General features: G+C 68.3%; 16 protein-coding genes. All 16 read right to left on the bottom strand.

Annotated features, from left to right (window positions below; translation table 11 throughout):
• Positions 1-51 precede the first annotated feature (51 nt).
• Positions 52-594, bottom strand: a complete 543-nt coding sequence (locus VL52_RS09035; protein ID WP_046156725.1) for a hypothetical protein — start codon at positions 592-594, stop codon at positions 52-54.
• A 19-nt stretch (positions 595-613) separates the two neighbouring features.
• Positions 614-1675, bottom strand: coding sequence for a TauD/TfdA family dioxygenase (locus VL52_RS09040; protein WP_046156726.1), 1062 nt, complete (start codon positions 1673-1675; stop codon positions 614-616).
• A 15-nt stretch (positions 1676-1690) separates the two neighbouring features.
• Positions 1691-2353 (bottom strand): class I SAM-dependent methyltransferase, encoded by a 663-nt coding sequence (locus VL52_RS09045; protein WP_046156727.1) that lies wholly within the window; start codon positions 2351-2353, stop codon positions 1691-1693.
• 48 nt (positions 2354-2401) lie between these two features.
• The gene (locus tag VL52_RS09050) at positions 2402-3583 is read right to left on the bottom strand and encodes a citrate/2-methylcitrate synthase (RefSeq protein ID WP_046156728.1); all 1182 of its coding nucleotides are present in this window, start codon (positions 3581-3583) and stop codon (positions 2402-2404) included.
• Positions 3552-5432 carry an acyl-CoA dehydrogenase family protein gene (locus VL52_RS09055; RefSeq protein ID WP_046156729.1) on the bottom strand — a complete coding sequence of 627 codons (1881 nt, stop codon included), beginning with the start codon at positions 5430-5432 and terminating at the stop codon, positions 3552-3554. The genes VL52_RS09050 and VL52_RS09055 overlap by 32 nt, the downstream gene beginning before the upstream one ends.
• Before the next feature lie 21 nt (positions 5433-5453).
• Entirely contained in the window at positions 5454-6437 is a 984-nt protein-coding gene (locus tag VL52_RS09060; protein WP_046156730.1) for a hypothetical protein, read from the bottom strand.
• A 4-nt stretch (positions 6438-6441) separates the two neighbouring features.
• Positions 6442-7989 carry an acyl-CoA ligase (AMP-forming), exosortase A system-associated gene (locus VL52_RS09065; RefSeq protein WP_046156731.1) on the bottom strand — a complete coding sequence of 516 codons (1548 nt, stop codon included), beginning with the start codon at positions 7987-7989 and terminating at the stop codon, positions 6442-6444.
• Positions 7986-9176 carry a type III PLP-dependent enzyme domain-containing protein gene (locus tag VL52_RS09070; protein ID WP_046156732.1) on the bottom strand — a complete coding sequence of 397 codons (1191 nt, stop codon included), beginning with the start codon at positions 9174-9176 and terminating at the stop codon, positions 7986-7988. The genes VL52_RS09065 and VL52_RS09070 overlap by 4 nt, the downstream gene beginning before the upstream one ends.
• A complete protein-coding gene (locus tag VL52_RS09075) occupies positions 9163-10140 on the bottom strand; it encodes a beta-ketoacyl-[acyl-carrier-protein] synthase family protein (protein WP_046156733.1) in 978 nt (325 codons plus the stop codon). The genes VL52_RS09070 and VL52_RS09075 overlap by 14 nt, the downstream gene beginning before the upstream one ends.
• Before the next feature lie 12 nt (positions 10141-10152).
• A complete protein-coding gene (locus VL52_RS09080; protein WP_046156734.1) occupies positions 10153-11142 on the bottom strand; it encodes a ferritin-like domain-containing protein in 990 nt (329 codons plus the stop codon).
• Between the two features lie 10 nt (positions 11143-11152).
• Complete coding sequence (locus VL52_RS09085; protein ID WP_052729230.1) at positions 11153-11698, bottom strand: hypothetical protein; 546 nt, start codon at positions 11696-11698, stop codon at positions 11153-11155.
• The gene (locus VL52_RS25190; RefSeq protein WP_046156735.1) at positions 11695-12543 is read right to left on the bottom strand and encodes a hypothetical protein; all 849 of its coding nucleotides are present in this window, start codon (positions 12541-12543) and stop codon (positions 11695-11697) included. The genes VL52_RS09085 and VL52_RS25190 overlap by 4 nt, the downstream gene beginning before the upstream one ends.
• 26 nt (positions 12544-12569) lie before the next feature.
• On the bottom strand, positions 12570-12809 hold the full coding sequence (locus VL52_RS09095; RefSeq protein ID WP_046156736.1) for an acyl carrier protein: 240 nt from the start codon (positions 12807-12809) through the stop codon (positions 12570-12572).
• 23 nt (positions 12810-12832) lie between these two features.
• Positions 12833-13927: a hypothetical protein gene (locus VL52_RS09100; RefSeq protein ID WP_046156737.1), complete on the bottom strand. Its 1095-nt coding sequence runs from the start codon at positions 13925-13927 to the stop codon at positions 12833-12835.
• A gap of 43 nt (positions 13928-13970) precedes the next feature.
• Entirely contained in the window at positions 13971-15689 is a 1719-nt protein-coding gene (locus VL52_RS09105; protein ID WP_046156738.1) for an AMP-binding protein, read from the bottom strand.
• 668 nt (positions 15690-16357) lie between these two features.
• Positions 16358-16894: a GNAT family N-acetyltransferase gene (locus VL52_RS09110; protein ID WP_046156739.1), complete on the bottom strand. Its 537-nt coding sequence runs from the start codon at positions 16892-16894 to the stop codon at positions 16358-16360.
• Positions 16895-16945: the final 51 nt, after the last annotated feature.

The raw sequence follows: 16945 nt of genomic DNA on the forward strand, positions 1-16945 counted from the left end.
GGAAGGCAGCCAGTCCGGCGGCGGGGGCGAGCAGGGCGGCGTCCATCGCGCCTACCTCGCCAGCGCCAGCTGTTGCGCCAGCCGGCCGCGGATCAGCAGCACCGCCAGCACCGGGGCGACGCCGCCCAGCAGCGGATCGGCGCGCAGCCACAGCGCGACGCCGGCGGCGAGGCCGGAAGCCAGCAGCAGCCAGGCTGACACCCGCCGCACCTGCTCCGGGTCCGGATGCGGCTCGCCGATGAAGCCGAGCGGCGACAACAGCGTGGCGGCGAGGCCGGTGGCGAACACCGAGGCCAGCGCCGGGGCTGCGCCGTAGCCGCGTCCCCACTGGTCGACCGCCTGGGCCGAGGCCAGGGCCAGCAGTCCGCCTATCGCCAGGTAGAGATCGACGCCGAGCGCGATCCAGCTGCCGGCTCGCCGCTTAAGCAGCCAGGCCGAGTGCGGCAGCGCCAGCAGGCCGCCGGCGAGGTAGGCGGCGGACCAGCGCGCGCCGGCGTCGCCGGGGCCGAAGCGGCCCCAGAGCAGGAAGGCGATCGCCGGCGCGAAGGCGGCGGCGTGGATCAGATAGGAACGGCTCAGTTGGCGGATGGACATGGATCTCCTCGCAATGGGTTCAGTCGAACAGCGCGACCTGGATTTCGCGCGGACCCTTGAATGGATTGCGGCCATGGGCGACGGCGATGTTGTCCAGCAGCAGCAGGTCGCCGCGCTGCCAGGGGAAGGCGATTTCCTCGGCCTCCAGCGCGTCGTAGACCGGCGCCAGGTCTTCCGGCGCGATGGCCTCGCCGTCGCCCATACGCACCTCGTACGGCCGCGCGGGCCGGTCGCGGTACAGCAGCCGGATGTATTCGTAGCCGGCCGCGCCCATCGAGCGCGCGTTGTTGTGCTGGGTGGACAGCTGGTTGAACCAGATTTCCTCGCCGGTGGCCGGATGGCGCGCGGTGGCGCCGCCGACGTGGGATACGGTCAGGCTGCCGTCGTCCAGCCAGCGGTAGTCCAGATCGGTGTCGCGGCACAGCTGTTCGATGCGGGCCGGATCGTCGCTCTGAAACACGTCGTCCCAAGGCCGGTGGTATTCGCGCAGCGTGGAGTTGCGCGGCTCGCCGTCGGCGCTCGGGCGGCGGAAATTGCGCAGGTACTGGATGCCGCGCGCGCGGAAACGCTCCACCAGCTCGGGCGGCAGCCGCCGCGTCACCGCCCGCATATCGCAGATCACGGTCTCGCCGCCGCTGTCCGACGGCTGTTTGCAGAAGAAAGCCAGTTTGCGCGGATAGTGCGCCATATAGGCCTTTTCCTGGTGCAACCCTATCTTCAGCGAGGGGGGAATGCGGGTGGACTCGTAGACCTTGCCGTCTATATTGCGGCGCGGCGTGGCGCCGCCGATATAGCCGAAGGCGTGCTCCGGATGCAGCCCGGCGATGGCCTGGAAATCGGCGGTGTCGCGCAGCGCGAAGCCGCGCAGCAGCAGGCTGCCGTATTCCAGCAGCGCCTGCTCCAGCGCCGCCAGGCTGCCGCGGTACCAGTCGGCGACCGCGGCCGGGCTGTCGCGCAGCGCTTGCTCCCTGGGCGTGATCAGCAGCGGCATCCGCCACGGCGACAGCGGGCGGCACTCCACCCTCGGGTCGTGTTGCAGACCCAGCCCGCAGCGCGGATCGGCATCGGCGGCGTGTTCCATCGTCGTCTCCTCGCTTCAGGCCGGCAGCGGCTTGCGGATCAGGATTTCGAAGCCCAGCGCGCCCAGGCCGATGCCGGGGCTGGTCACCGCGCTGCAGTCGGCGAGGCCGGCCTCGGCCACCAGCGCGCGCGCCTCGTCCAGCGTCACCTTCTCTTCGACGTGGGTGGGCGGGTAGCCGACGGCGGCGCGCATCTGGGTGAATTTCTCCAGCAGCGCCGGCGACACGTCGCGGCGCATGTCGTGCACCAGGCCGATGCCGCCCGGCTGCAGCACGCGGTACATTTCGGTCAGGCTCTTGAGCTTGTCCGGCAGATGGTGCAGCGTGGCGCGGCTGACCGCCATCGCCAGGCTGCCGTCGGCGAACGGCAGGTTCTGCGCGTCGCCGACTTTCAGCTCGATCACGCCTTCCAAACCCAGCTCGGCTATGCGCGGGCGGCCGCCGTCCAACATGGTTTCGTCCAGGTCCAGGCCGACGAAGCGCCAGTCCTTGAACACCGGGTCGGCGGCCAGGCGCACCGGCACCACGGCGGTGGCGGTGCCGATGTCGACCAGCGCGCCGGGCGCCATGTCGCGGGCCAGCTGGCGGATGCGGGCGACGAAAAGCACGTCCCACGGCTCCAGCGCCTGCGAGGCGAAACGGTCGTATTCGTCGGCGGGGCGGAGGTTTTTCAGTAGCATCGGGTTTCTCCAATTAAACAAACAGGGTGGCGAGCGGCTTCGTCGCGTTCAAAGCCAGCCGACGGGGACGGTGGCCAACAACTTCCGGGCCGCCTTGCTGCTGACGCCGAAGGCGGGCCGGTCGCGGCGCTCTATCGCGTGCGCCACCATCGCGGCGACGCGGGCGCACAGCCCCAGCCCGACTCCCCAGCGCGGCTCTTCCACGCCCAGGTCCAGCAGCGCGGCGGCGGTGATGAAGTCGATGTTGGGCCGCAGGCCCTTGCGCTCCAGCGCGCGGCGGCAGGCGAGGTCGAACAGCCGGATATGCGGGCCTTCGAAGCCCCATTCGGCGAACAGAGCGCGGATATGCGGCGGGCGCGGGTCTTCGACGAACAGCGGATGGCCGAAGCCGAACAGCAGCTGGCCGGGCGAATCCAGCGCGGCGTCGACGGCGGCATGGACCGCGTCGTCGCCGGCGTCCGGGCCGATGGCTTTCAGCCAGGCCAGCGCCTCCTCGGCGGCGCCGACGTGCTTGGGGCCGCTGGCCATGAAGCCGGCCGCCACCGCCTGCGTCAGCGTGACGCCGGTGCCGATGGCGACGCGCGGCACCAGCACCGTCGGCGTGATGTAGCCGAAGCCGGCGTGCCAGGCCACCAGCAGCGCGTCGACGACGCGGATGGCGGTTGCATCGCGGCGGACGGCGCGCATCGCGGCCAGTACCCGCTCGGCGTGGCGGCCGCCGCCGGACTCGGCCCTGCCGCTCAGCGCCGCCGCCAGGAAGGCCGGCGCGCAGGCGATGGCGGCCAGGCCCTGGATAAAGTCCTCGTCCTCCGGCAGGCCGCTGACGGCCGCCTGTTCGCGGGCGACGTCCTCCAGCGCCGACAGATCGGCCAGGAAGCCGCAGGCGGCGGCCTGCACCATGCCGGCGCCGCTGGCCGCCACCGTCCGCGCCGCGGCGATGGCGGGTTGGCCGGCTTCGTCAACTAGCGCCGCGGATACGGCGGCGAGCGCGGCGTCCACCGATTCGGCGACGGCGGGTTCCGGCATCTCGCCGAACCACACCCGCCACAGCGCGCTGGCGAAATCGATGCCGCCTATCAGTTCGTTCAGATTGCTGCCGCGCACCCACAGGCCTTCGTTGGGCTCGATGGTGGCGCCGTCGATGTCCGTTCCGCGGTACAAGGTGCGGGGGCCGCCGAACAGCGATTGCGGCGCTGCCTCAGACGGCGGCGTGGCGACGGTCTGCGTCATGGCTGTCCTCCTGGGCGAGTTCGTCGATGGCGACGGCGATGGCCGCGGCCGGCAGGTCGGCGATGATCCTGCCGTGCAAGTGCACGGTCGGCAGGATGTTGGCGAAGAAGTAGCGGGCGGTTTTCAGCTTGCCGCGATAGAAGGCGGCCTCGGTCTGCGGCAGCTCCCGCTCCAGCGCGCGCGCGGCGAGATGGGCGCCTTCCAGCAGCGTCCAGCCGGCGACGGTATAGCCCAGCATTTCCAGGAAGCGGGTGTAGAACTGGCTGCTCTCCCGCATGCGGCCGTCGCGCACGGCTTCGCCTATCCGCTCCAGCGCGGCTTCCACGGCGGCCATCGCCTCGTCCAGCTGTCGCGACAGCGGCGCCGATTCGGCGGAGGCGTCGGCGTTTTCCAGGAAGGCGTCCAGTTCCTCGCGCAGATATTTGATCAGGCGGGAGTTGCGGCCGAAGCCCAGCTTGTCGCGCACCAGATCCTGCGCCTGGATGTAGTTGGTGCCTTCCCAGATCGACAGGATCTTCACGTCGCGCGCGTTCTGCTCCACCGGGTAGGCGTCGGTGTAGCCGATGCCGCCGTGCACCTGTATCGCCAGTTCGCAGATCCGCCAGGCCTGGTCAGAGACGAAGGCCTTGCACACCGGGGTCAGCAGCTGGACCAGCTTGCGCTGTTTCTCCACCTTCATCTCGTCCGGCGCGGCCTCGGCCTCCAGCGCGAAGGCCTCGGTGGAGGCGGCGGTGAGCTTGCCCAACAGGCCGCGGCAGCCTTCGACGCGGGCTTTCATCTCCAACAGCATCCGCTGCACGTCGCCGTGCTCGGCGATAGGCAGGCTGGGCGCGCCGCTGTCCGAGGTGCGCTCGATCGCGCGGCCTTGCAGGCGTTTGGCGGCGAACTCCACCGAGTGCAGATAGGCCGACGAGGCCAGGCCCAGGCCGATGACCGCGGTGCTGATGCGCGCCTGGTTCATCAGCGGGATCAGCTGCAGCAGGCCGGCGTTCTTGCGGCCGCCCAAGAGCGCGCCGCGGGTGACGCCCTGGCGGCCGAAGACCAGCCGGGTATTGGCGCAGCCCTTCAGGCCCATCTTGACCGGCAGTTCGGCGCACTCGACGAAGTTTTCCTCCAGCTCGCCGGTTTCCGGATTCGGCCAGAAGCGCGGCACCAGCAGGCAGGACAGCGAGTAGGAGCTGCCGCCGGCGTTGCCCAGGCGGCCGAGCACGAAGTAGACGGTGTTGTCGGTCAGGCTGTGCATGCCGGCCGAGATGAACACTTTCTCGCCGGTCACCGCGTAGACGCCTTCCTGCGGCAGCGGCTCGGCCAGCGTCTTCACCGCGGTCAGGTCGCTGCCGGCTTGGGCCTCGGTGGCGCAGAAGCAGGCGTCCCATTCGTGGCGCTGCAATTTGTCCAGGTAGACGGCCTTCTGCTCCGGCGTGCCGTGCAGGCGGAACAGCTTGATCGCCGGCAGGTTGAAGCCGCCGTAGGTCATGAAGGCCGGATTGGCGCCCATGAACATTTCCTGTATCGCCTGGCGGACGATGGGCGGCAGGGCGGGGCGGTGGACGTCGCCGCCATTGCCCAGCACCGGCACCCATTCCTGCTTGTAGCGTTGCCACAGCGGGTGGAATTCACGCGGGATCTCCACCTCGCCGTTGTCCAGCAGCCGGCACTCCTGGCGGTCGGATGCCTGGTAGGCGCGGCCCAGGTCCAGCGCGAAATCGCGCGCCTTCTCCAGCAGGAGGTCGTAATGGCCGCGGTCGCGGTTGTCGAACGGCGGGCGCGACAGGAATCGGCGCGCGGCCTGGTTCTGCTCCCACAGGAAGAAGCGCAGCTCGCGCAGGCTGACTTTGTAAGCGGACATATCGTTTTTCCTTGTTGGCGTTCAGGCCGCGGCGGAAATCCTGGCCACGACGGCGCCGGAGACGCCGCACAGCGCGGCGTCCCACAGCAGGGCGGCGGCTTGCTGGCCGGGCCGCAGCGAGGCGCGCAGCTCCATCAGCGCCAGCAGCGGATCGGCGTTGGAAAGATGGCTGCCCGCTCGCGCCATGCGGCGTTCCGGCGCGACGCCCAGTTCGTCGGCCACGCGGGCGGCGAAGGCGGGGCCGAAACCGGCCGGCAGCATGCAGTCGATGTCGGACGGGCGGATGCGCGCCTTGTCCAGCGCCGCGCGCGCGGCGGCCAGGGCCCGCGGCAGCAGCTGGTCGGCCAGCCGGTCCGGCGCGAGCGCCCACGGATTGGCGATGGCTTCGCCGTAGTGGACGGCGTGGGACTCGATGGCGCCCCAGCCGCCTTCGCCGCCGTCCAGCAGCATCGCCGCCGCGCCGTCGCCGTAGGCCACCAGATCGCCCCAGGCGCGGAAGAACGGGTACAGCCATTTGTCGGTGGCCACCAGCAGCACGCGGCCGCCCAGCCGAACCAGCGCGTCGACCAGGGGCAGCGCGTTGTAGGCGCCGGCGGTGCCGGACTGGCCGACCGCGAACGGCAGCGCCTCGTCCAGGCCCAGCGCGTGCTGGACGCGGCCGGCCACCGATTCGTTGATGCGCTGGTTCAGCGAGGCGCTGGCGACGACGATGTGGCTGACCGCGGCCAGCTCCTCTGCGGCGACTTGCTCGCGCAGCGCGGCCACGGCCTGCAGCGCCAGGTCGGCGTGGCTGAGCTTGGCTTCGGCCACCGGCAGCGCGGCTGGGGAACCGGGCATCAGCCGCAGGCTTTCCTTCTCGTCCAGCCGGCCTTTGCCGCGCGGCAGCGCGCTGGCGGCGGACGGGAACAGCAGATGGCCGTAGCCGAAGTTGCGTTCGGCGGCCTGCACGCCGTGGAAGTCGGAGCGCTCCGGCACGGCGGAGGCGATGGCGCGGATTCTGAGCATGGCGTCACCCGTTGATGGTGGAGGAGGAGGCGAACAGGCCGATCAGCCGCTGTTTCAGCTCTTTGCGGTCTATCTTGCCGTTGGGATTGCGCGGCAGCGGCCCGGCGTGGAAGGCCAGGCGCTGCGGCGTCATGTAGCCGGGCAGCCGCTCCCGGCACAGCCGGAGCAGATCGGCCTCGGCCACGCCGTCCGCCGCGTGCAGGCTGACGACGATGGCCTCGCCCAGCATCGGATGCGGCACGCCGAAGGCGGCCGCTTCGCGCACGCCGGGGTGGGAAAACAGGACCTCCTCCACCTCGGTGGGGCTGACGCGGTAGCCGGAGGTCTTGATCATGTCGTCGCCGCGGGTGACGAAGTACAGATAGCCTTCGTCGTCGCGGTAGACGATGTCGCCGGACCAGACGGCGACGTCGCCGCGCGGAATCTGGCCGTGGGGACCCTGCCATGGCCGGAAGCGGCGGGCGGTCAGCTCCGGATCGTTCCAATAGCCCAGCGTGACGAAGGCGCCGCGGTGCACCAGCTCGCCCGGCTCGCCCGGCGCGCATTCGCCGCCGTCGGGCCGCAGCACGCGGATGTCGGCGTTGGGCACGGCCTTGCCGATGGAGCCGGGGCGCGAGGCGGCGTCTTCCGGCTGCAGATAGGTGGAGCGGAAGGCCTCGGTCAGGCCATACATCAGATAAGGCCTGGCTTGCGGAAAGGCCTGGCGCAGCCGGTCCAGCAGCGGACCCGGCATGTGGCCGCCGGTATTGGCGAAGCGGCGCACGCGCGCGCCGGTTTGCGCCGGCCAATCGGCGGCCATCAGCTGCATCCACAGCGGCGGCACGCCGGTGATGGCGGTGACGCCGTGGCGCTCGCAGAAGGCGGGCACTTCGTTGGGCTGCAAAAAGTCCAGCGGCGCGTAGCAGGCGGCGCTGGCCAGCGCGGTGCTCAACTGGCTGAGGCCGGCGTCGAAGCTCAGCGGCAGGATGCCGAGTATCACGTCGTCTTCGGCCAGGCCCAGGTAGGCCGACACGCTGTCGGCGCCGGCCACCAGGTTACGCTGCGACAGCACCACGCCCTTGGGACGGCCGGTGGAGCCGGAGGTGTACAGGATGGCGGCCGGATCGCTGTCCACCACCGCCGGCTCCGGCGCCGCCAGCGAGGCCTCGGGCAGCGCTTCCAGCCGCCAGGCGTCGAGCGTCAGCCCGTCCAGCGCCTCTTTGAGCCGCTGCAGCCGGGGGCCGCTGCTGAGCAGCAGGCGCGCGCCGCTGTCCTGCAGGATGTGGCGCACCTGGGCCGGCTTCAGTTGCGGGTTGATCGGCACCAGGATGGCGCCGCGGGCGTTGACGGCCAGCATCATCGCCACGGTGTCGTATTGCTTGCCGGCGTACACCGCTACCCGGTCGCCGGGCTCGATGCCGGCGGCGGCCAGGCGCTCGGCATGGCCGCGGACGTCGGCCAGCAGCCGGGCGTAGTCCGCGCGCGTGTCGCCCTGGACGAAGGCCGGCCGCCCGCCGTGGCGCTCGGCGCTCAGTTGCAGCAGATGATAGAGGCTGACGCGGGCGCGGTTCATTCGCTTGCTCCGGACTGGTGGATATAGGCCCCGGCGGGGCCCAGGGACAGGAAGCCGCTGACGCTGTAGCTGGGATGGTAGGCACCGCATTGCTCGAAAATGAGCAGATCGCCGACAGCGGGCGCGGCGATGGCTTCCGGCTGCCAGCCTATGACGTCGGCGCGGCTGCAGGTGCTGCCGACGTACTGCACGGAAGCCGTCGCCGCGCCGTCGGCGGCCGGCTGGCGGCGCAGCAACCGGGGGCGCGCGTATTTCTTGATCGCGGATTCGGTGCGGGCCAGCAGGAAGTTGTGGCTGAGGCCGCCGTCGCAGACGGCTACCGCGCGGCCGCCCAGCGTCTTCACCGCGCGCACGCGGGTGGCGAACAGGCCGGCGCCGGCGAAGATGCCGCGGCCGGATTCGTGAACCAGCCGGAAGCGGCGGCGCAGCGGGGCCAGCCGCTCGCGGTAGGCGGCGAAGGCGGCTTCATCGTCGTGGAAGCGCTCGCCGAAGCCGCCGCCGCAGTTGAGGAATTCGATCGGCGCGCCGGTGGCACCGGCCGCGTCGGCGGCGAAGGCGGCCAGCGCATGGGCGAGGTCGGCGGAGTCGCCGCCGCTGTCGTCGACGCGGAACTGGTGCGAGCCGGCGAAGCTGTGCAGGCCGATCACCGGCACGTCGGCGCGGCTCAGCGCCGCCGCTGCCAGCAGCGCTTCCTGCGGGCTCATGCCGAAATGGTCGGCCGGCTCGCGGCGGCGGCCGGGCATCAGTTCGGCCGCGTTCAGCCGCAACACGGTCTGCGGCGCCGGCTGCTTGCCCATCAGGCCGGCCAGCCGCTCGGCCTGGCCCAGGCTGTCGATGATGAAGACGCAGCGCGAGGCCAGCGCGGCGCGCATGAAGGTCTCGTCCATCGAGGGGTTGTTGATGTACTTGGTCGCCGCTATCCGGCCGACGGCGAGGTCCAGTTCGCCCAGGCTGGCCAGCTCCACGCCGTCGATAAAACCGTGGCCGCAGCGCGTCAGCAGCTCCAGGTTGGAATTGGCCTTCAGCGACACGATCAGCCCGGTGTCCAGCAGCTCGCGCAGCCTGCGGTAGCGCGCCAGCACGATGGACGGGTCGAACACGTAGCCGGGGGTCTTGACATCCCACAGCCACTGGATGGCCTGGTCGTCTTCCGGCAGCGGGATGGAGAGGGCGTCAGTTCGCGTCATGGCTGGCCACCGGGTGCAGGGTGAGGGCGGAGAAGGCGCCGCTGTTGGATTGGGTGACGCTGAGCAAGTGGCGGCCGGCGTCCACTTCGGCCAGGCCGATGTCGGCCAGATTGACCGCCAGGTCCGAGCAGCAGGCGTGGCCCTTCAGCAGGATGTTGTCGGCGCGCAGGATGTCCAGCGGGATGTCCATCGCTTTGCAGATGGAGATCCAGCCCTTGTGGTCGGAGTTGTGCGGCAGCAGGCAGCCGTAGTCTTCCAGCGCCACGCCGCTGTCGGCCACCGCTTGCTGCATCACTTTGCGGGTGTAGTGCCATTCCAGGTTGATCATGTCGCGCTCCACCGCGGCATTGGTGTCCGAACCCTGATGCCATTTGCCGTAGTTGCGCAGCTCCAGCGCGCCGATGCGGTTGCGGCCGCAGTCGCGGCTGAGCAGCAGGCAGGCGGCGCCGTCGCTCTGGATGCCGGACATCTGGCGCAGGCGGAAGCGTTCGCCGTAGACGCGGTCGACCGACACGATGATGGCGTGGCGCAGCTCGGCGTGGCTGGCCATCAGCGCGCCGGCCAGCTGGATCGCCGCGGCGTTGGACGAGCAATTCAGCTGATTGACCGAGCCGGCCCACGACGGCCGCAGGCCGAAGCGGGAAGCCAGCTCCAGCGGCAGGCTGCGCGGCGCGGCCGGCACGCTGAACAGCTGGGTGTGCACATGGATCACCGCGCCGACGTCGGCCGGTTTGAGGCCGGTTTCGTCGAACAGCCGCGCCATCGCGCGTTCGGCCAGCTCGACCTCGTTGATGTCGGGCGCGGCGTGAAAGTGGCGGCAGCCGGAGCGGATGATGGCCTGGACGCGGGCATCCGGCCAATTGTGCTGGCCGGCGCAGGCTTCGATGTCCTGCAGCTCGCCGGGAAAATGGTAGGCGGCGGCCGCGATGCCCATTTGGACCGGTATGCTGGCGATGCTTGTCATGCGTTTTCCTCCTTAGGCCGGCAGCGGCATGGCGGCGTAGTCCATCACCTGCATCTGCTCGAACACCCGCTGCACGCGCGGGCTGAGCAGGCCCATCTCGCGTATGGTGGGCACCAGGCGGCGGAAGATGGAGCGGCGCATCGAGCTGGTGACCGGGGAGTTCCGCACCAGGTGTCCGCATTCCTTCTTCGACAGTCCCATCGGCTCCCAGATGTCGTCCGCGCACAGGTGTTCGTGCAACGTGTTGGCGCCTTCGGCGACGAACTCCTCGCGCTCCTTGCGCTCGGTGTCCGTCATCTCCTTGTAGAGGCGGCACAGCGTGATGCGGCCGATGGCGAAGTGGCGGGCCTCGTCGCGCTGGATGCGGGTGACCAGGTCGCGGATGAACGGGTCCTGGGTGTAGGCGACGATGCTCTGGAACAGCGACAGCGCGATGCCTTCCACCAGCACCTGCATGCCGAGATTGGTGATGTCCAGATGGCTGCTGGTGATGGTGTCGCCCAGCAGGCTCTTCAGCGACTGGCTCATTGGATAGCTGATCGGCAGCTTGTCGTTGACCAGGCGGCCGAAAGCCTCGATGTGGCGGGCTTCGTCCATGATCTGGCCGGCGGCGCACAGCCGCGCCGACAGGCTCTCCTCGGCCACCGCCAGCTTGGACGCGCAGATCAGCGCCGCCTGTTCGCCATGCAGCACCTGCGACAGGGTCCAGCCCTGGGAGTGGTGGCGCACCTCGGCCCGGCCCTTGGCGTCCAGCTTGTTCCAGACATCGCTGCCGTAGATCAGCAGCGTGCCGTCCGGCATGCCCAGCGGGTTGTCGGCGTTCAGCTCGCAGCTCCAGTCGAGATCGGTGTTGACGTCCCACTGGTTGGCCTTGGCTTTCTGGTAAATGGCGTTCAGGCTGTCGTCGCCGAAGTCGTAGTTTTCGGACATGAACGCGTCCAGCGCGAAGTTCCATTTATACGGCTGAGCGGCATCCATCCGCGTCTCTAGCGTCGCTTGCATATCGATTCCTTTATCGCGTGGCGGCGGCGGGGCCGCCGTCGGTCAGATCCAGAAAGCGGGGCGCCAGCGCGTCCAGCGCGGGCAGGAGCAGGGCGGCCGGATCGGGCTGGCCTGCGTTCCAGAAAGCCAGGCGCAGCGTGTTGTCGCCGGCGTCCCACAGGTCGCGGCGCACGCGCTCGGCTGCGATCCAGGCTACCGGCGCCGGATCGAAGCCGGAGCGCAGCGCGGCTTCCCGCGCCAGGCCGGCGCCCACCGTCACCCGCGCGTCCAGCAGCGAGGCAGGCAGCGCCAGGTCCATCGCCGGCAGCCGCAGCTGCACGAACAGCCGGCAGCGCTCGCCCAGTCCAGACCACGCTTGCCGGACCAGCCGGTCCAGCAGCGCGTAGTACTGGCGGTGGTTGACCAGCACCGGCGCCGGGTTGGCGTGCGCGTAGGCGTGGCGGCGCGCGTAATCCGGCGTTTCCAGCAGCGGCAGATTGGCGCTGGCGCACGGCGCGGCGCGGCCGTGGTCAGGGTTGCGCGTCAGGCGCAGCGCCAGGGTTTGCTGCGGTGTCATGCGGCCTCCAGCGAGTGGCGAAGGTCCGGCGCGAAGGCCAGCTCGGCGATGGAGAAATAGCCGTTCATCGCCAGCGAGGCCAGCACGCAACGCCCGCCGGCGTAATCTTCTCCAGCCTCCATTTCCGCCAGCAGCGACAGCCACGGGTCGCTGCCGAAGGCATGGCCGAAGCGCGGGTAGTGGTCGGGGTGGGCGGCGGCGGCGTCGAAGCTCTTGAACAGCGCATGGCGGGTGGCTTCGGGGAAGAAGGGCAGCGCCAGCGGTATGCCGGGGCGGGGTTCGGTGAAGCGGCCCAGCGCGCGGCCCATCATGGTCAGCGCGTGCGCTTGCGGCGCGGAGCCCAGCAGCAGCGCGCCGTCGCCGCCGTCCGGGTGGATGTCCAGCAGCAGCGTGGCGATGCCGAAGCCGGAGCGGCCCCAGCGGCGGGTGCGGTGCCAGAAGGCGAAATTGTGGATGTCGACGTCGACGATCTGCAGCAGCAGCCGGCGCGGGCCGGTCAGGCTGGCCTTTTCTTTGACGTGGCGGAGGATGTAGCCCCAGCCGGTGCATTCGTAGCCGTTGGTGATCCAGTCCGGCTCGCGGCCGCAGGCGTCGGCGATTCCCCGGCGGAACCGCGCCGCTTCAGGGGTGTCGTCGGCCAGGTACTGGGACAGCACGGTCGAGGTGACGACATAGTCGTCGATGCGGACGCCCGCCGCATGGCGGTTGGCCTCGGCGCCTGCGCGGCGGCCGAGTTCGGCGGCCGCTTCGGCCAGGGGCGCCGACGCCGAGACGAAAGGCGTTTCCGTCTGGCGGTAGGCGACGACGTCGGCCCGGAATGCGGGCGGCATTTGCGGTTCGGTCATGGCGGTCCCCGGCCTAGGCGTGGCGATCAGACGGTCTGCTGCTGCAGCTGGGCGTCCAGCTGTTCCAGCGTGGTGAATTGGGTGATGTTCAGCTGCTCCGGGTCGATCGAGCCGTACAGCTGCTCGCAGAACACGATCAGCTCGACGACGTTCAGCGAGTCGATGCCCAGCTCGCCGAGGCCGACGTGGGTATCCACGGTTTCCACGTTCAGGATCTTGGCGGTTTCCTTGCGCAGCATTTCCAGGGTGTTGACGGTTTCGGACATGGTGTTTCTCCTTGTTGAGGGGGTCAGGCGTTTTGAGCGCGCGCGGCGGCGCGCAGCTCGTGGTAGCAGCGGTAGGAACTGCCTTCCATCTTGGTGAAGGCCAACAGGTCGCGCTGGTCGGCGAAGCGCCCGACGGCGCCGCTGGAGACCAGATGCAGCAGCAGCTCGTTGGAGGCGAACTTCAGCGCCAGCACCTTGTGCACGTCCTCGGCGGCGTAGTTGCCCGCCTGAGTCTTGGCGCGGGCGGCGGCGGCGATGAAGTCGCGCGCCGTGAGCGCGTCCTCATCCAGCCGCAGCCGGCCCTGGCCGTGCAGCCATTCGACGTGGGCCATCAGCGCGCGCACCAGAAAGGGCCGCACCGTGGTCAGGTATTTGTTCAGCGCCGCCGGACCGCCGGCCTTCAGCTTGTCGGCGGCAGCCACTGTCACTTCGCCGCGCACATCGCCCAGCTGCACCACGTCGTCGAGGAAGCTGTCGCCGCAGAGGCTGCGCTGCAGCGTCGCGTATTGCTCGGGCCAGACCAGGAAGGCCGACGGGAAGAAGCTGCCCGGGGTGCGGGCGGCGACGATGGCCATGCCGTTCAGGTTGGCGTACATGCCCCAGACCTTGTCTATGCGCAGCTTGAAGCCGTCGCCGTCGGGTTGGGCCACGGTGCGCCAGCTGCCCAGCGTCGGGCCGCCGGCGTCGCTCATCAGGAAGCGCAGATTGTTGCCGCTGTCTATGCATGCGCAGGCCCGGTCGTACTGGTCCGGCGTCAGGAACAGTGAAAACAGGATGCGGGCGAAGGTGCGCATGAAGGGTTTGTAGTGCGGAGCCAGGCCGTCGCGGCGTATCTGTTCCAGAATGCTTTCGCTGAGCGCGTGCTCGCGGTGTTCCAGCGGCACCGGTGCATGCGCGCTGGCTTCCGGCGCGGCGAATGGCTGCGCGGTCTGCCGGATCAGCATGTCGGAGTCCAGCAGCCGCACCGAGGCGCGGGCCACGATGGCGGCGAGGCCGGCGGGAGGCTCGCCGTAGCAGCGCAGCCGTTGCAGGACCGGCTGGGCGGCCAGTTCGGGCAAGCCGGGGGCCGGGATGGCGGGCGCGGCGACGCCGTCCGCCAGCGGGGTGGTGGTGTGCATGAAGCTTCCGTTCGATTGTGAAGGAGGGGGGCGCGTGCCGCGGTCAGGCTGGTGTCGCCGTTTCCTGATTCTCGCCGCGCAAGGCCCGCTCGATGTAGAGGCCGCGGCATTTCAGCCTTTGCAGCTTGCCGCTGGTGGTGCGCGGCAGGCTGCCGTTCGCGACGAAGACAATGGCGTGGGCGCCGAAGCCGAAGCGTTCGCGCAGCATGGCTTGCAGTTCGGCGCGCAACGCGGGCTGCTCGTCTTCGCGCTCGAACTCGATCATCGCGATCAGGTTCTCGGTGCCCTGGGTTTCGTCGTAGACGCCGGTGGCGGCGATGGCGTTGCCGCCTGCCAGCAGCGGGTGGGTGGCCAGCGTGTCTTCTATTTCGTGGGGGAAATAGTTGCTGCCGCGGATGATGATGATTTCCTTTTGCCGGCCGAGCACGAACAGCTGGCCATCGGCGAGATAGCCGAGGTCGCCGGTGGCGAACCATTCGCCTGGCCGGTAAGGCTCGTTCTGCCCTTCGGCGGGAAGATAGCCGGACATCAGCGAACTGCCGCGCAGTTGGATCTCGCCGATCTTGCGCGCTTCGGCCTCGGCGCCGTTGGCGTCGACCACGCGCAGCGACATGCCGGGAATCGGCTTGCCCATCGCCAGCACCGTTTCCGCGGCGCGCGTCCGCGCGTCGGCGGGGCGGGCGACGGCCTCGGCGACGAGGGCGTCGGAATCGATCCGGTCGGGAATCAGATAGGAAAACGACTGGCGGTCGTAGCCGGCGGTGGCGTCATGCATGGTGGCGGCCAGCGTGGTTTCCGCCATGCCGTAGCAAGGCTGCAGCGCTGAACGCGACAGCCCGTGCGCTTCGAACACCCGGGAAAATTCCTGCAGGCAAGCCAGGTCGACCCGCTCGGCGCCGATGAAGATGTTGCGCAGGCAGGAGAGGTCGACGTCCTGCATGGACGCGGCGCGGTAGCGGCGCACGCAGTATTGCAGGCCGAAGGTGGGCGTGGCCGTGGTGGTGGCGCCGAAGGAGGCGATGCGCTTGAGCCAGCCCAGCGGGTTGCGGATGAAGCCGGACGGCTGCATCAGCAGCAGCGGCGCCTGGTAGTAAAGATTGGACAGCAGCGTGACCAGGCCCATGTCGTGGTAGAGCGGCAGCCAGCTGGCGGAGGCGTCGCCGCGCGCCGGATCGTAGCCGACGACGCCGCCGATGCCGCGCACATTGTCGATGACGTTGCGGTGGCTCAACACCACGGCTTTGGGGCGGCCGGTGGAGCCGGAGGTCAGCTGCACGTGGTGGGCGTCGTCCGGGCCGGCGCGGAAAGGCTGGATCGAACCGGCGGCCTCGGCTGCCAGCTCCACCTCCGCAGTGGAGAGCACGCGCACCGGCAGCCCGGCGAGTTGCTGCCGCAGGATGTCGGCCTGAGGCGGCACAGCGATCAGCAGGCGCGGCGAGAACAGCCGGCAGGCGAGATGAATCTGGTTGCGCGAAGAGTCGGCTTGCGTCCGGCCCGGCAGCGGCACGGTGCAGGGCAGGGCGCCCAGCAGCGCTAAGCCGGTTTGCAGCAGCAGGTGGTCGATGGAGGCGGGCAGCGCCAGGATGACGAGATCGTTGCGTGACGCGCCCAATTCGCGCAGAGCCGCGGCGACGGCCAGCGCGCGGCGGGCCAGATCGGCATGGGAGATTCGTTTTTCTTCGCCGTTTTCCTCAAATATGGCGATGTGTCGCTCTGCGCCAGACTGGGAATGTTCCAGCGCAGATAAAATAGCGTCCGTCATTGATGCGTGGGTCTGCAATTTCCGAATCTCCTGCAGTTCTACTAAACGTTATTCTTGCGTTACATCATGCGGATAAGGGTTTGATTTTATTTTTTATGAAATTAGCATTTCATTTTTTCGAAAATAATACGACCACGTTGCTTTGGTGTGAACCTGTTATCTAGGACAGGTTTTTGAGTATATTTTTGGGTTTATTTTTTTGAAAGTTTTGAATGAAAAACGAGAAGCTACATTTATCGTTAGCTAAATTCATGCCGAATTTTTAGCTGAAATAATCCAAAAATTGGCTGAAAAATTTACTCGATCTTGGATTTGTGATTGAAAGATATGGTTTGGGAGTTGAGGGGCGTGTTTTGATGCGTGATGGGTTGGAAGAGAGTAATGGCCTCTTCGATAGTCAGGCGCGGAGTGCTATGTAATTATTGGTAATGTTATCTAGGCTAATTGGAAGTGTTAGTTTTGTTCTGTGGCCTGTATTTTCCAGGCGCAGGGAAAATGGAAGTGCAGTGAAATATTAATAGCATTGTTATTAATGTTGGTGCGGACATCGGGTTGCTATTGGGATTGATGGACTGTCACAAATACTGGTGGACAGTTTCTGCGAAGCTTGATCTGCGCGGTCGGTTGCCGGCGGAGATCGTGGCGGCAAGCCGCCACTGTATGGGAATTCAGGCTCGAGGATTGCCTGGTGCGGCGTCGGCGCTCAAGCGAGCCATCATCAGGACGTTCTTATAGCGGCTATCGATGCGTACGGCGTTGCGCTTGCGGCCTTCCAGTTGGAAACCATGCTTTTCGTAAAGCTTGATCGCGTTGAGATTATCTTCATGCACGGTTAGCTCCAAACGGCGGAGGCCGCGCTGTTCCGCTAAGCGCAATGTGCTTTCCAGCAACCATCCGCCCAGGCCCATGCCGCGGTAGCGGGGAAGCAAGCCCATGCCCAATGTGCCGCCATGCTGACAACTGGGGAGGCGATGAGGGGTGACATCGCACCACCCGACGACCTGGTTGCCGTCCAGCAACAACAAATGCGGCGCTTGGCTGGCTAGTTGGCTGCGCACGTATTCCGCCGAGTCCGCTTGCGCGATTTCCAGAAATGGCATGTAGCGCCGCTCTCTGGCCACGCTGTCCGTCAACTGCCAGAATGCCTCGGCGCGCTCGGGGGTGAGCGGTTGCAGCGTGTATGGGGCGGTGTACGGGCTGGGCATGACGGCATCTCCTGAATCGGGTCCATCATTCTGCCGAAGCGAAAATGCCGA

Source organism: Chromobacterium vaccinii (assembly GCF_000971335.1).
GTDB classification, from domain to species: Bacteria; Pseudomonadota; Gammaproteobacteria; order Burkholderiales; family Chromobacteriaceae; genus Chromobacterium; species Chromobacterium vaccinii.